This window comes from Schnuerera sp. xch1, assembly GCF_019931165.1.
In the GTDB taxonomy this organism is placed as follows: Bacteria; Bacillota; Clostridia; order Tissierellales; family Tepidimicrobiaceae; genus JAIOUP01.
Genome location: NZ_JAIOUP010000001.1, coordinates 1 through 15173, shown reverse-complemented (window position 1 = coordinate 15173; position 15173 = coordinate 1). Strand labels below are relative to the sequence as shown.

Genomic DNA, 15173 nt, shown 5'->3' with positions numbered 1-15173 from the left:
GTTTATTTTAGAGTGTTCGAACAATTAAATTCTAAATACAAAAAACACCTCCATAATTATTGTTTTGTTTTTACCCAATAAAAATAGAGATGTTTATCTTATCACACTTGGAATATTAAACTTTTATATATTCCATCATGGCTATAACCATTGAACTTGCTTAGATAAAAATGCTATTCTTCAATATCAAACGGTATATCCCAATTATGATATACATCTTGAACGTCATCATTGTCTTCTAATGTTTCAATCAATTTTACCATATTTTTAATATCTTTATCATCATTTAGCTTAGTAGTATTTTGTGGTATGAATAAAGTCTCTGCTATTGAAAACTCGTACCCACTTTCGTTTAATGAATCTCTAATTCTATCGAAATCTTCAGTATCAGTCACGATTTCGAATCCATTCTTTTCATTAACAATATCCTCAGCTCCTAAATCTATGGCCTCAAGCATTAATTCATCTTCATCAATAGAATCATTTTTCTCTATAAATAATAGTCCTTTTCTATCAAACATGAATGAAACACATCCTGATTGTCCTAAGTTACCACCAAATTTATCAAAAGCATGTCGTATGTCTGAAGCAGTTCTGTTTCTATTATCAGTTAAACAAGTTACATATACTGCTATTCCTCCTGGTCCATATCCCTCATATTTTATTTCTTCAAAAGAGTCTCCTTCTAGTTCTCCACTACCTTTTTTAATTGCTCTCTCTATATTGTCATTAGGCATATTAGATGCTTTAGCTTTTTCAATAGCAGCTTTTAGTGATGGGTTATATTCTGGATCTGCTCCGCCTTCTCTAGCAGCTACCATTATATATCTTCCTAATTTTGTAAACTCCTTAGCTCTTCTTGTATCTTCTTTGCCTTTTTTATTTTTAATATTATTCCATTTTGAGTGACCTGCCATTACTATTCAACCTCCTTAATTGTTACTAATACATTTTAATATAGTTTGGAAAAGTATAAAATATCATATGTTATAATCCTTAGGTACATATATTGGTGGAAAATTTCTTTTGTGTTCACTTTTTCTATACATTGTGTCTATTTTTTCCACTATATCTTTAGGCCCAGTTTTTTTCTTAATATAATTATCTAAAACATCGTATCCAAATCCCATTTCTTTTTCATCCGTTTGGTTTTTCCAAAGCCCTGCTGTAGGTGATTTATTTATTATTATCTTAGGTATATTTAAACATCTAGCCATTTCGCGAATTTCTGTCTTTGTGAAAGAAGCTAAAGGTAACAAATCCACACCACTATCGCCATGTTTCGTGAAATATCCAACCATAATTTCACTCTTATTACTAGCACCAGTAACTAAATAATTATGAGTTTGGGCATAATAATATAATGTTATCATTCTAAGCCTTGGTTTAATATTTGCAGTAGCTAGATTGTTTGTACCCTCTAAGTTTAAAGATTGTAATAACTGATCATATGTCTCGGTTAAATCAACTTTTTCAACTTTTAAATCTAGGCTATCTGCTACTAACAATGCATGTTCTTCATCTACAGGATTGCTATGACATGGCATTATTAAACCTAAAGAATCTTCTGGAAAGGCTATTTTGGATAATCCTGCTAATACTGCAGAGTCTATACCACCACTTAATCCAAATATTATTCCTTTTGCATTTGCTTCAAACACTTTGCCATTAAGCCATTTTGCTATATTATTACATGTTTTATCCATTATGCTACCTCCATAATTTTACACCTTTAAGTATAAGTTATATCATTGTGGAAAAATTAATAACTAATAACAACCCATAATATCATTATCAATTATACCATAGGGGAGAAAAATATGCATTCTAAATCTATTAAGTTAATTATAATTGGGCTAATAGCAGGTCTAATTAATGGATTATTTGGATCTGGTGGAGGAACTTTAGTAGTTCCTGCTCTTGTTTTTTTACTTGGATTAAAAGACTATAAGGCTCATGCAACTGCAATATCTATAATACTACCTCTAACTATTATAAGTACCTTTATATATCTATATAATAAGATAATAAGATTTGATATAGCAATAATAGTTGGCTTAGGTGGTATTGTTGGTAGCATTATTGGAGCAAAATTTTTAAAAAAAATTCCTACCCCAACACTTAGAAAAATTTTTGGTAGTATTATCATACTTACTGCTATAAGGATGATAATAAGATGAAATTATTTATAATTGGACTTCTATCAGGGATAATAAGTGGAATGGGAATTGGTGGAGGTGCAATACTAATACCTTCTTTGGTGATTTTTGCCAACCTAGAGCAGCAACAAGCACAAGGGATAAATCTTATTGTATTTATTCCTGTATCCATTGTAGCACTAGTAATTCATATCAGAGAAAAAAATATAGAATTTAAATATACTAAATGGATCATTCTAGGAGGTATAGTTAGTACTATCGCAGGTGCACTTATTGCAATTAAATTAAATCCAAATTCTCTTAGAAAGTATTTTGCTATTTTCCTGCTTTTTATAGGAATATATGAATTTTTTAAAAAAGAATAGGACATAATTATGTCCTATTCTTTTTTAATTTGATCAATATAGTATATACATAATCATCATACAGAATATTGAATTCCAAACTTTTCGCCTTTTCGATTATAAACTTAACTTATCTGATTATCTTCCCATCTTTCATTGCAATATATTCCTCATCTATATATTCTATAGTTACATTTCCACTAGTTAAATCCGTAATAGTCTTCTGAAAATATTCCACATCTAAAAATTTAATATAAACAAATATATTAACTGCCTCATCATATGTAATATTATCTATTATATATCCTTCTGTATTTAAATAATTCTCAATCATCCCATATAGAGTATAATCAATTCTAATCTTTAATCGAGTATGAAGAATTTTATCTATTATAGTTCCTGATTCTAACCCAACTTTAGCTCCTTTTGTATAAGCTCTTATAAGCCCTCCAGCTCCCAGTTTTATACCACCAAAATATCTTGTAACCACAATTACCACATTTCTAAGATTTTCTTTTTTTATAACTTCTAATACTGGAATACCCCCTGTGCCAGAAGGTTCCCCATCATCACTAAATCTTTGTATATTGCTATTTTTACCGACAACGTATGCATATACATTATGCGTAGCATCTCTATGTTCACTTTTTATCTTATCAATAAATTCTAAAGCATCATCTTCCTTTTCAACAGGCATAGAATGGCCAATAAATCTAGACTTATTTATTATTATTTCTTCTTCTCCATATCTGTGTACAGTTCTATATATTTTGTCCATTTTAGTCCCTCTTTCTATTAATTAAGTAAATATTTCTAAATATAATATACAATTCGATTATAACATGATTTAAAATTATAATTAATATAATATTATCAAATTAATAATATAAAAAAAGAGGCAGACATTTTTTAAGCCTACCTTAGATTATTTGTTCGATTTTATTTTAAGCAAAGATCTCATTAATTTCACGTTTTTTAAATTGAAGGTATTTTTTATAGGATAAACTCACTAAGGATCTATCTTGACTGTAAGTAATCATTTCAATTGCCTTATCAACTGGATAAAATCCACCATCTCTAAAGCTTTCTTTTTTATTTATATTACAATGTTCATTTAGCGATTCCATTACATACCAAATAATTATGTTACATACTGATTGTTTTCTTGATAAAGAAAAAAATTCGTAACTAGTCTCTCCAGCAGTAGAAACAATATTGGCATCAACACCAGTTTCATATTTTATACGATCAATAGCTGTTTCTATTGGGAGAGAACCATTACGAATTTTCCCTTTAGGTAATATCCATTCATTTTTATCATTTTTTAATATTAATACCTTATCTTTGTTAAAAACCACACCGCCAGCACAATTTCTTACAATCATAGAACTCAGCCTCCTTTATTGTATTACTATTATCATACCCAAAATCCATTAATAATTCAATCAATTTTAAATCTTAAAAATATTATTTTGATGTTTGATTTATACCAAATACATTGAGCACCTTTTATAATCTGCAATATTTATATTAAGTTTTAATTCTACTCCATTTTCCTTATATTTAATATATTCAAAATTATAATTATCCAATAAATAACTAACTAATGATTGATTATCATAAGGAACTATTAGTGTAACATTTCTATACTGAGTCGAAAGATTATCCTGAATCATTTTTAACAATTTATCTATATTAGTAGAATATTTGCTTGAGATAAAAATTTTCTTTTCTACATATCGATTATCCAATATTAAATCACCAATATTGGCTTTATCCATTTTGTTAAAAACTGTGATTATAGGTTTATTTAAAACTTGTAAGTCCTTTAGAATATTATATGTAGTTTCTATTTGTATATCTAAATTTTTATTAGAAGCATCTACTACATGAAGTAATAAATCTGCATATCTTATTTCTTCTAAGCTCCCCTTAAAAGCTTCTATTAAATGAATAGGAAGCTTGCTAACAAATCCTACTGTATCTGTGAGTAAAAACAACTGCCCATTTGGAAGTTTTGCCTTTCTTAAAGAGGTATCTAAAGTTGCAAAAAGCATATCATTTGCAAATACTTTTTTAGATGCGTCACCGTCACTGTACATTTTCATTATTTTATTCAATAAAGTAGATTTTCCTGCATTTGTATACCCTACCAATGCAACAATAGGTAATGAAGAATTTTTTCTTTTCTTTCTCTTTATATCTCTTGTTTTTTCTACTTCTCCTAAAGCTCTTTCAATATTATTTATCTCTTTAAGCAAATGTCGTCTGTCCGTTTCTAACTTTTGTTCCCCAGGACCTCTAGTTCCTATTCCACCACCTTCACTTGACAAATATTGTCTAAACCCAACTAATCTAGGCAATCTATATCTCAATTGAGCCAGTTTTACCTGTAATTTACCTTCTTTAGAATTTGCTCTATTAGCAAATATGTCCAAGATTAAATTTGTTCTATCTACAACTTTTTTATCAATTATTTCCTCTAAGTTTCTAAGCTGTGCACCAGATAATTCATCATTAAATACTACTGTATTGATATTCAATTCATCACAATAATTCTTTATTTCTATTGCTTTTCCTCTTCCTATAAAATATGCAGGATCAATTGAATCCTTTCTCTGCATAACTCTGGTTACAACAATACCTCCAGCTGCACTTACTAATTGTTCTAGTTCATTCATAGAGTCATCTATATCCATAACATCATCCTTCAATTGAACTCCTACAATCAATGTTTTTTCTTTTCTAATATCTTCTATTTTCAATTTATCTTCCTTTCTATTTAGAATCTTATGATTTTATTATATCACTTATACTTATTTTATTTAACTATATTTAACATTTCATCTTCAGGTACATTGATATATTGGTCTGGAACTTCACCTACTATAATTGTTTCTGCTATAGGTACATTAGTTGTAACTCTTATATCTTCTGATACTAAAGGTAAGATCATCTTGATATCAGTGTTCACAATAATATATATTCTGTGCCTTGTTTGGTTTATACCAGTTGACTCAAATTCAGTAGCGAAATCTACCGATACAGACCCTTGACGGGCTATTTTTATACTTATGCTAGGTAAATTTATAAGTTGTGTATCAAAAGCATTTGTTAAAGGTACTTTAATAATAGATTCTGATATCTTTTTTAATTGATCTTGAACTGCTAAAGCCACCTTGGAAGCTATATCATTCATTAAAATAGTATTAGCCTGCATGAGAGTAACCCTTCCCTCATTATCATATCTTACAAAGATTAAATCATTATAATTTATGTCCCTTTTTATTTTAGTACTTATAATATGATTTATTGCTTGTGTAGTCACTGATTTGGCTCTAATCTCAGAAATAGCAACAATAGTGGGCCTAATGTTTTTATCAACATATTTATATATGTATAATCCCAATATTAATATGGCAATAATCCATAATATTAATCCCTTTCTTTTCATTATATATAAATAATGTTTCATATAATACCCCTCCTAATATATAATATATGCATATTCTAAAAGATAAGGATATATTTTAATCAAATATAAGATTTATTTATAGTAATTCAATTTATTAACAATAATTAGTTTGTATGTTATAATTAATTTAATTATCACCTGTTCGTATATAAGGAGGTATTTTAATGTCAGAGGAAAATAAGAAAAAAACAAAATTAAAGAGGGAAAAAGGTTTCAAAAATTTATTTATAGCATTATTCGTAATAGGTGTCATTGCAGCAGGTGTAGTAAGTGGCATTGTTATTGCCATTGCTAAAGATGCTCCAGAAATAAATCCTACAAATATTAACTCTTTGTTGGATCAAACTTCTATTATTTTGGATCAAAATGACAATGTATTGGAGAAGATTCAAACAGAAGAATATAGAACTATAGTAAGTATAGATGAAATGCCTGATCACTTAAAGGATGCATTTATAGCTATAGAAGATGAACGTTTCGAAGATCATATTGGTGTAGATCCAATAGGAATCATAAAATCAGCTATTGAAAACATGAGAGCAGGTGAAATAGTAAGAGGAGGAAGCACTATTACTCAACAGTTAGCAAAAAATTTGTATCTTTCCACTGAAAAAAAATTTAGTAGAAAAATACAAGAAGCTTACTTATCGTTACAAATTGAACAAGAATTGACGAAAGATCAAATATTGGAAGCGTATTTCAATAGAATATTTTTAGGCCAAGGAGCATATGGTGTTCAGGAAGCTGCACAGACCTATTTTTCAAAAGATGTACAAGATTTAACCATTGCAGAATCTGCTACTTTAGCTGGTATTGCACAAAGTCCTACTAGGTATGCATTATATAAATCCATAAAACCTGAAAATTTCGATGATAAGAATCATATAGAAGTAGGCCAAGTAGATATACTAGGTGAAAAATATATTGCAATCTATAATGAAAGAGCAATTGAACGTCAAAAAACTGTACTAAATAAAATGTTAGAGCTTGGAAAAATTTCTAAAGAAGAATATGATACTGCTTTAAATGAAGATATCAAATCTAAAATTAAACCAGGTCAAAAGAAAATACAAGGTATTTCTTCTTATTTTAATGACTATATTAAAGCTCAAGCAATAGATGCAATGATAAACGAACTAGGTTATACTAAAGAACAGGCAGAAAACAAACTGTATACTGGTGGATTAAAAATATATTCAACAATGGATTTGAAGTTGCAAAAAACAATAGAAGATATCTATGATAATTTTACTGAACATTTATTAGGTAATACAGAAAACATCAATTCTCCTGCTTTAATAAGTTGGAAACGAGATAATGCTAGTAATATAGTAAATAATAATAATAATATTATTTTTTATAATAAACAGAATTTATTAGATGAAAACTTCAATTTAATAGTGGAAAAAAATACTTTCGAATTAATAAATGATAATTTAATTATAAAAAATAAAAAGCTAATTCCATACAACAACACTATAGATATAGGAGACTATTATACTATAAATGACGAAAAGAATTTGGTAACCCATAGAGTTGGTAACCTATCTCTGTCTGAAGATGGGTTTACAGTAGGAGAAGATGGATCTATTACTATTTCTAATAAGTTTATAAATGAAAATCCCGATTTCTACTCAATTAATGAACAAGGTGATTTGATCATCAATACAAAATATTTCTATAGACAAGAAAAAGGAATTGTTCAACCACAATCATCTACTATAATAATTGACTATAGGACTGGTCAAATAAAAGCTTTAGTTGGTGGTAGAGATGTAGAAGGTACTAGAATTCTTAATCGTGCTACTTCATCTCCAAGACAGCCTGGATCAACAATTAAACCTATAGCCGTTTATTTGCCAGCGTTAGATAATGGATATACAGCAGCAACTCCAATAGATGATTTGCCCTTCTATGTTAGTGGCAAGCTTTGGCCAAATAACTGGTATACAGGCTATAGAGGAACTTATACATTAAGACAATCTGTTGAGCAGTCAGTAAATGTTAACTCAGTTAAAACAGTTCAAAATATAGGAGTGCAAACTTCTATGGAATATCTAAGTAAAATGGGAATAATAGATGCAACCAACCCTTCAAATGATAATTTTATTACTAGAGCTGAAAATAACTCTAATAATGATGAAAACCTATCTGCATTGGGTTTAGGAGGTATGACTAGAGGGTTAACACCTTTGGAAATGACTGCAGCGTATGGTTCTATAGCCAATGGCGGAACTTATACCGAACCTATAGCTTTTACTAAGATATTAGATAATGATGGTGAAATATTAATAGATCATACACCTAAACAAAACACAGTGGTTTCTCCTCAAACTGCATTTATTATGTCAGATATTTTAAGAACGACAGTTAGCAATGGCATAGCTGGAAAAGCTCAGATTCCTAATATGCCAACAGCCGGTAAAACAGGTACAACTCAAGATAAAGCTGATGCCTGGTTTGTGGGGTATACGCCTTATTATGTAACAGGATTATGGATTGGTAATGATTCTCCTCAAATCAAGTTAAATCAAGGTAGTACAATGGCTGCACAATTATGGAAAATAGTTATGACAAAAGTTCACGAAGGATTAGAACCAAAGAATTTTGAACAACCAAAAGATATTATTACAGTAAATATATGTACTGAATCCGGCAAATTGCCTACAGAGCTATGTAAGGATGACCCAAGAGGCAGCACAATTAGAAGTGAAAAATTTGTTAGAGGAACTCAGCCAAAAGAATTCTGTGATGTACATGTTAAAGAAAAAATCGATACTACTACAAATAAGATTGCAAGTGAGTATTGCCCTAAAAACAAAGTAGAAGAAAGAGTATTTATACAAAGGAATCCAGCTTATAAACCTGGTGATAATAATGGAATAGTGCCAAGTGATTATAAATATACTGTACCAACAGAAATATGTAATGAACATGATCAAGATAATTGGATTGAAGATTGGCTGGACGATCTAATAAATAATGGTCCTGATGATAAGAAAAATAATAAGAATAAGAAAAATAAGGACAATAATGGTCATGGTGACAACAAACATGATGATAGAAATAATCGAAATGAAGACGATGATTAGTCAAATAAAGGAGCCAACAATGAATATGGCTCCTTTATTTTTTTGTCTTTGGATATGAAAGAATAGCCATAATATATCCAAATAATATAGCCGCAGCTACAGCACCAGCAGATGCCTCCAAACCTCCTAGGAAAGCACCAAGGAGTCCTTTTGACTTTGCTCCTTCAATCGCTCCCTTACTCAATGTATGCCCGAAACCAAGTATTGGTACAGTGGCACCAGCCTCTGCGAACTTAGCTAAGGGTTCGTATATTCCTATTGCTCCAAGTGCTACCCCTATCACTAAGAATATCACTAGAATATGACCAGGGGTTAATTTGGTAGTATCGAGTAATATCTGCCCAATAACGCATATCAATCCACCTACGACAAAAGCAATCAAGTATTCCATATATTTATCCTCCCTAATCCTTTAAATTATCTATAGTCACTGCATGAGCTATGCCTGGGATCGATTCTCCTTGTAATGTAGAAATAGGAGAATGTAGTGCACCAGTTGAAATCAATAATACTCTATTTAAATTCCCTTTTAACATTTCTTTATAAATATATCCATTAAAAACTACAGCAGAACAAGCACACCCACTACCGCCTGCGTGAGTATCCTGCTCTACACCATCAAATATTTTGATTCCACAATCTGTGTAATTTTGAGAAAGATCATATCCTTCTTTACGCATTAAGTCTAACACTATTCTTTTTCCAACTAATCCTAAATCTCCAGTTATGATTAGATCATAATCATCTGGATTATAACCAGTATCTTTAAAATGTTGAGATATAGTGTCAATTGCTGCTGGAGCCATAGCACCTCCCATATTATTTGTATCTGTTATACCAAAATCCTTTATCTTACCAGGAGTAATATAAGTTATATAAGGTCCTTCTCCTGTAGCTGATAATATAGTTGCTCCAGCACCAGTTACAGTCCATTGAGATGCAAAAGACCTTTGCGACCCATATTCTAAAGGAAATCTAAATTGTCTTTCTGCAGAACTAAAATGGCTAGAAGTAGCACAAACTACTTTATCAGCAAAACCACCTTCAACTATCATAGAACCAATGCTTAAAGATTCTGTCATAGTTGAACAAGCTCCATATAACCCAAAATATGGTAAAGTTATTTGTCTTGCCGTATAAGAAGAAGATATAATCTGATTTAATAGATCTCCTGATACTAAATATTGCAAATCATTCATAGAAATATTCGCATTTGAAATTGCTAATTTAATAGCTTCCTCTTGTATTTTAGCTTCAGCTTTTTCAAAAGATTCCTGTGCCCATGTATCATCCTCCAATATAATATCAAAATAATCTTTTAAAGGACCATCTCCTTCCTTAGGACCTACAATTGACGAAGTCCCAATTATTGAAGGAGGATTAGGGAATTTTATCGTCTGTGAGCCAATACGTTTTTTTATCATAATATCACCTTCCTGCTGTAAACATTAAATATAAAATTCCTACTACAACTGAACTCCCAATTCCATATACCAATACAGGTCCTGCTATTGTAAACATTTTAGCTGCAACACCAAAAATAAGTCCTTCTCTTTTATATTCCATTGCTGGAGCAACAATAGAATTGGCGAATCCAGTAATAGGTATAGCTGCTCCTGCACCGCCAATTTTCCCTATTGTATCATATACTCCAATGCCAGTTAAAAATGATCCAATAAAGACTAATATTATGGCAGTTGCAGAAGCTACTGATTCTTCTCCCAGTTCGAATCTAAACAATATATTTCTTATAATCTGTCCTATTAAACATATAGTTCCTCCAACCAAAAATGCATTTATAATATTCTTAAAATATGTAGGCTTAGGTATTTTTTGTTCTGCATATTTTTGGTATTCTTTGTTGTTCATTTTATCCATTATCCCACTCCTATCTTTTTATATATATTAACCAATAAAATAAAGAACCTAATGTTTTACCAATTAATAGTGAAAATATAATAAATCCCAATTTATGTTTGATTTTAAACTTTTTTGCAAATACTGGAATTACATTTAGAACTTCTGCTAAAGCCGAAGAAAACAAACCTATAAACATTCCTATAATTAACGATGCAAGTACGCCAAAAATTCTATTTAACCTGACGCTGAAATTAGAGAAATATAAAAAGCTAAAAATTACAGCTCCTAATGTAAAACTATGTTGATATATTTTTATAAATTTTTTTGTTTTAGTAATTTGTACCACTCTCGGTATAAAGTCTAATAGCGTTAAAAACGCTGCAACTGCACTACCTATAGTTATTCCTGCTGATAACCCAATAAGAGCCAAAACGATAAGTTTCATTTCTTAATTCACCACCAAGTATCAATGCTTATCTTTTAGTTCATGGACAATGTTATCTTCAACGTCTTTATCATACATATATAATTCAACTTCCAAAGGTCCTGGCTCCTGACGTCTTCGTCTGCTAAAGCTGAACACTCTATAAAAAAAAGCGAAAATACCCAAACCTATACCTATTGAAAAAGGGATAGTCACTATCTTAGGATTTTCTTCTCTACTTCCTGTTATAATATAAAATATTTTTTCTATAGCATTTTTCATTTCTACATCTTCAAAAAAATTTATAATCGCAATTGCTGCACCAAAGAATAATAATAAGCAAACAAAGAAAACCTTTAAAAAATTCAAGAGTACTTTTGGCTCTTCTTGTTCTTTTATCTCCAGTAGAACATCTGGACCACCTACTATATTAACATCAATATTTTCGATGCTATCCAATACCTTTGTAATAATTTCATTTCCAGAAATATAATCATACATTTCTTTTTCCTTACCATTGTAAATTCTTGTTTTCTCAACTTTTTTCTTAATTAGATTATTTTTACAATATACTTCACCAACATCTTCTACATATACATGTGTATTCACGTCTACAGAATACTTGGTTTTAAGATTTATATATACTTGTTCGTTATTTATATTGTTCACCCCTTATTAAAAAATTATTAACATAAGTTGCTTTTTTAGGAATCTCATTGTTTGTTCCTAATTCCTTATACCATATAACACAACCAACTATAGTTAATATTACAATTAGGGTAATTATTATACTTTTCCTATTCTTATATGTTTTAGCGCTATCATACATTTGATTAATCACTCCAATCTATACTTATTATTCTCTTTTATCATTTTTTTAATTCAAAATAAATAAAGCATAATACAAAATTGTATTATGCCTTAGCTAACTTTTTTTTCATCTCTTCTACTATTCTTTTCTCTATTCTAGATACTTGCACCTGTGATATCCCTAGCAATTTTGCTACTTCTACTTGTGTCTTATCTTTAAAATATCTTAATACTATAATCTGTCTATCTCTTTCTTTTAATTCTCCCAACAGTTCCTTTAACATTATTTTATCTAATAAATCCTTTTCAGTATCTTCCTCTAAACTTACTTTATCAATTAAGTAGAGAGGATTTCCTTCATTTTGATGAATTATATCATATAGATAATCTGGATGATAAGATGATTCTAAAGCCATAACTATTTCTTCTTTATCAATATTAAGTTCATCCGAAATTTCTTGAATAGTTGGTTCTCTACCAATTTCTTTTAAGAGTGCTTCTTGAGTATACTTTACTTTGTTTGCAGTTTGTTTCAATGATCTACTAACTTTTATAATACCATCATCTCTTAAAAAACGCTTAATTTCTCCAGCAATCATAGGTACAGCATAAGTTGAAAATTTTACATCATAAGAGTCATCGAATTTATCTATTGCCTTTAAAAGTCCTATACTTCCTATTTGAAATAGATCATCAGCCTCATATCCTCTATTAGTAAACCCTCTCAAAACACTTCTTATGAGACCTATATTATGCTTTACTAGCTCATCTTTTGCTTCCATATTCCCTTTCTGGGATTCCTGAATTAATTCCATAGTTCTTTCGTGACTCAATAAATCATTATCTCTATTCCCTTTTTCCATAATATCTACTCCCTATTAGAGAGGCTTTTAAACATCTTTGTCATCTTTATTTTAGTGCCTTTATTTACATGACTTTCTACTGTTAAATCGTCCATAAATGTTTCCATAACAGTAAATCCCATGCCAGATCTCTCTAAGTCTGGTTTAGATGTATAAAAAGGTTCCATAGCTTTGTTAATATCTGCAATTCCTTTACCATGATCTTCAATGGTTATTTCTATTATATTGTTTTCAATAGTTGTTTCTACTATTACTATACCTTCTCCATATTCATACCCATGGATTATTGCATTAGTAACTCCTTCGGATACTGCCGTCTTTATATCCGATAATTCCTCTATAGTCGGGTCAAGTTGTGAAGCAAATGCAGCTACTACAACTCTAGCAAAAGATTCATTACTGGATTTGCTCAAAAACTCTAGTTTCATACAATTTTTTTCTACCATTTTATCATCCTCCCTAGCCCTTAATAGCCTCATCAATAGTTGAATACACTTTTATTATCTTCATCAATCCAGACATCTTTAAAATCTTATTTACATAAGGACTTGTACTGACAATTAATAGATTACCATTCCTTTCTTTACAATTCTTATATCTTCCCATTACAAGACCTATGCCTGAACTATCCATAAACTTTAATTGACTTAAATCCAGTATTATATTCAATAAATTATTATTGTAATAATACTGTTCAATCTTTTTTCTTGCATCTTCAGATGTATGATGATCTAACTCCCCTTTTAATTCTACTACTAGATAATCGTTTACAATATCTGTTGATAATTGCAATCTATATCCCCTCCTATTAGATATTCCCTATGTAATTCTATTAAGACATCCCTTTCTCCTTCAAAGAAAAAGTACTATTTTTGTTGCAAAAAGTAAAAAAGAGTCTAAAAAGACCCTTTTTATTAAATAAATCTAATTATCTTTACTTGCTAAAACTACTTGACTTAATAATATTGTAGTAGTAACACTACCTACACCACCTGGAACCGGGGTTATTTTACTTACCTTTTGAAATACATTATCATAATCTACATCTCCACTAAGTTTACCGTTTTGATCTAAACTTACTCCTACATCAATTACTATGGATTTATCGTTAAAATATTTTTCATCAAAAAACTTTGCTTTTCCCAAAGCTACAATTACTATATCTGCGTTATTTGTAACTTTATCTAAATCTTTAGTTCTAGAATGACAAATAGTTACAGTAGCATTCTCCTTTAATAACATCATAGTTAAAGGTTTACCTACAACCATGCTCCTATTTACAACTACTACGTTTTTCCCTTCTAAAGGTATATCATAATATTCAAGTATTTTCATAGCTGCCTTAGGTGTACAGGGTGCAAAACCATCCATCTGACCTTCAAATATTTTTTCTAAATTTAATGGATTCATACAATCCACATCTTTTAAAGGACTGATGGTGTTTCTAATAATCTCCTCATTAATATGTTTTGGTAATGGTCTAAATATCAGTATACCTGAAATATCGTCATCTTTATTTAACTTTTCTATTAATTCAACTAAATCTTCTGTTGTAATATTAACATCTCTTTCAATGACTTTTGATTGGATACCTATGTTATTACAATTCTTAACAATACTTTTTTCATAAGAGATATCTCCAGGATTATCACCTAATCTTATAATAGCTAAACTTGGCACTTTGTTTGCTTTTGCTAGTTCCTCAATATCCCTTCTCATATTCTCCTTAAGTTGATTGGCCACAACTTTTCCCTTTAATATTTCCGCCATTATAATACCTCCTTAATATTATATTAAGTAAACTCTATTTTTTATATACTATAAGAAAGACAACAGTATAATAATGTTTCATATTTATACTATTGCCTTTTAGTTTAAAAAAATGCTTATAATCTATTTGGATAATAACTAATATTAATTGAACCGTTGAATGTTTTAAATTTTTCTTTTATTTACATCATTATAATATATATTTATTTTACTATCAATGAAAAGTTAAAAAATAGTAAAAAAAGGGGCTGTTTCAAAATAGAAAAGCCTTAAAAGAAAAACAGGTCGAAGAGCGCTAGCTCTAAGACCTGTTTTTTAGTATAATTTAACTACCATACAAAATCATACTAGATTTAATCATAAAGCAAAGATCAAA

The 15173-nt window shown here is 29.7% G+C and carries 18 protein-coding genes; 3 read left to right on the top strand and 15 right to left on the bottom strand.

Going from position 1 to position 15173, the window contains the following annotated elements; translation table 11 throughout:
- Window positions 1-173: 173 nt before the first annotated feature.
- Both K8M07_RS00090 and nadE read right to left on the bottom strand, forming a co-directional pair.
- A complete protein-coding gene (locus K8M07_RS00090) occupies window positions 174-917 on the bottom strand; it encodes a YebC/PmpR family DNA-binding transcriptional regulator (protein WP_223375753.1) in 744 nt (247 codons plus the stop codon).
- Between the two features lie 63 nt (window positions 918-980).
- A complete protein-coding gene (gene nadE, locus K8M07_RS00085) occupies window positions 981-1706 on the bottom strand; it encodes an NAD(+) synthase (RefSeq protein ID WP_223375752.1) in 726 nt (241 codons plus the stop codon).
- Between the two features lie 114 nt (window positions 1707-1820).
- On the opposite strand from nadE, the gene K8M07_RS00080 reads away from it, so the two are divergent.
- Both K8M07_RS00080 and K8M07_RS00075 read left to right on the top strand, forming a co-directional pair.
- Window positions 1821-2180 (top strand): sulfite exporter TauE/SafE family protein, encoded by a 360-nt coding sequence (locus K8M07_RS00080; RefSeq protein ID WP_223375751.1) that lies wholly within the window; start codon window positions 1821-1823, stop codon window positions 2178-2180.
- The gene (locus tag K8M07_RS00075) at window positions 2177-2524 is read left to right on the top strand and encodes a sulfite exporter TauE/SafE family protein (RefSeq protein ID WP_223375750.1); all 348 of its coding nucleotides are present in this window, start codon (window positions 2177-2179) and stop codon (window positions 2522-2524) included. Before K8M07_RS00080 ends, K8M07_RS00075 begins: the two co-directional genes overlap by 4 nt.
- A 109-nt stretch (window positions 2525-2633) precedes the next feature.
- Here K8M07_RS00075 and K8M07_RS00070 read toward each other — a convergent pair whose 3' ends face one another.
- The 4 genes from K8M07_RS00070 to yunB form a co-directional block, all read right to left on the bottom strand.
- Window positions 2634-3281 (bottom strand): YigZ family protein, encoded by a 648-nt coding sequence (locus K8M07_RS00070; RefSeq protein WP_223375749.1) that lies wholly within the window; start codon window positions 3279-3281, stop codon window positions 2634-2636.
- Window positions 3282-3447: 166 nt separating this feature from the next.
- Entirely contained in the window at window positions 3448-3888 is a 441-nt protein-coding gene (locus K8M07_RS00065) for an NUDIX hydrolase (protein WP_223375748.1), read from the bottom strand.
- A 99-nt stretch (window positions 3889-3987) separates the two neighbouring features.
- Complete coding sequence (gene hflX, locus K8M07_RS00060) at window positions 3988-5268, bottom strand: GTPase HflX (RefSeq protein WP_223375747.1); 1281 nt, start codon at window positions 5266-5268, stop codon at window positions 3988-3990.
- A gap of 56 nt (window positions 5269-5324) precedes the next feature.
- On the bottom strand, window positions 5325-5978 hold the full coding sequence (yunB, locus tag K8M07_RS00055) for a sporulation protein YunB (protein ID WP_223375746.1): 654 nt from the start codon (window positions 5976-5978) through the stop codon (window positions 5325-5327).
- A 164-nt stretch (window positions 5979-6142) separates the two neighbouring features.
- Here yunB and K8M07_RS00050 point away from each other — a divergent pair, with 164 nt between their 5' ends.
- Window positions 6143-9070 (top strand): penicillin-binding protein 1A, encoded by a 2928-nt coding sequence (locus K8M07_RS00050; protein WP_223375745.1) that lies wholly within the window; start codon window positions 6143-6145, stop codon window positions 9068-9070.
- A gap of 34 nt (window positions 9071-9104) precedes the next feature.
- On the opposite strand, the gene spoVAE is transcribed toward K8M07_RS00050, so the two are convergent.
- From spoVAE to K8M07_RS00005, 9 genes are all read right to left on the bottom strand, one after another.
- A complete protein-coding gene (gene spoVAE, locus K8M07_RS00045) occupies window positions 9105-9461 on the bottom strand; it encodes a stage V sporulation protein AE (protein WP_223375744.1) in 357 nt (118 codons plus the stop codon).
- A gap of 13 nt (window positions 9462-9474) precedes the next feature.
- On the bottom strand, window positions 9475-10494 hold the full coding sequence (gene spoVAD / locus K8M07_RS00040; RefSeq protein WP_223375743.1) for a stage V sporulation protein AD: 1020 nt from the start codon (window positions 10492-10494) through the stop codon (window positions 9475-9477).
- A gap of 4 nt (window positions 10495-10498) precedes the next feature.
- Window positions 10499-10948, bottom strand: a complete 450-nt coding sequence (spoVAC, locus tag K8M07_RS00035; RefSeq protein WP_223375742.1) for a stage V sporulation protein AC — start codon at window positions 10946-10948, stop codon at window positions 10499-10501.
- A gap of 10 nt (window positions 10949-10958) precedes the next feature.
- Window positions 10959-11375 (bottom strand): stage V sporulation protein AB, encoded by a 417-nt coding sequence (locus tag K8M07_RS00030; protein ID WP_223375741.1) that lies wholly within the window; start codon window positions 11373-11375, stop codon window positions 10959-10961.
- 21 nt (window positions 11376-11396) lie between these two features.
- Window positions 11397-12023, bottom strand: a complete 627-nt coding sequence (locus tag K8M07_RS00025) for a stage V sporulation protein AA (RefSeq protein WP_223375740.1) — start codon at window positions 12021-12023, stop codon at window positions 11397-11399.
- 245 nt (window positions 12024-12268) lie between these two features.
- Complete coding sequence (gene sigF, locus K8M07_RS00020; protein WP_223375739.1) at window positions 12269-13027, bottom strand: RNA polymerase sporulation sigma factor SigF; 759 nt, start codon at window positions 13025-13027, stop codon at window positions 12269-12271.
- A 5-nt stretch (window positions 13028-13032) separates the two neighbouring features.
- Window positions 13033-13473: an anti-sigma F factor gene (gene spoIIAB / locus K8M07_RS00015; protein WP_223375738.1), complete on the bottom strand. Its 441-nt coding sequence runs from the start codon at window positions 13471-13473 to the stop codon at window positions 13033-13035.
- A 13-nt stretch (window positions 13474-13486) separates the two neighbouring features.
- On the bottom strand, window positions 13487-13819 hold the full coding sequence (gene spoIIAA, locus K8M07_RS00010) for an anti-sigma F factor antagonist (RefSeq protein WP_223375737.1): 333 nt from the start codon (window positions 13817-13819) through the stop codon (window positions 13487-13489).
- 132 nt (window positions 13820-13951) lie between these two features.
- Window positions 13952-14797, bottom strand: coding sequence for a bifunctional 5,10-methylenetetrahydrofolate dehydrogenase/5,10-methenyltetrahydrofolate cyclohydrolase (locus tag K8M07_RS00005; RefSeq protein ID WP_223375736.1), 846 nt, complete (start codon window positions 14795-14797; stop codon window positions 13952-13954).
- Window positions 14798-15173 lie beyond the last annotated feature (376 nt).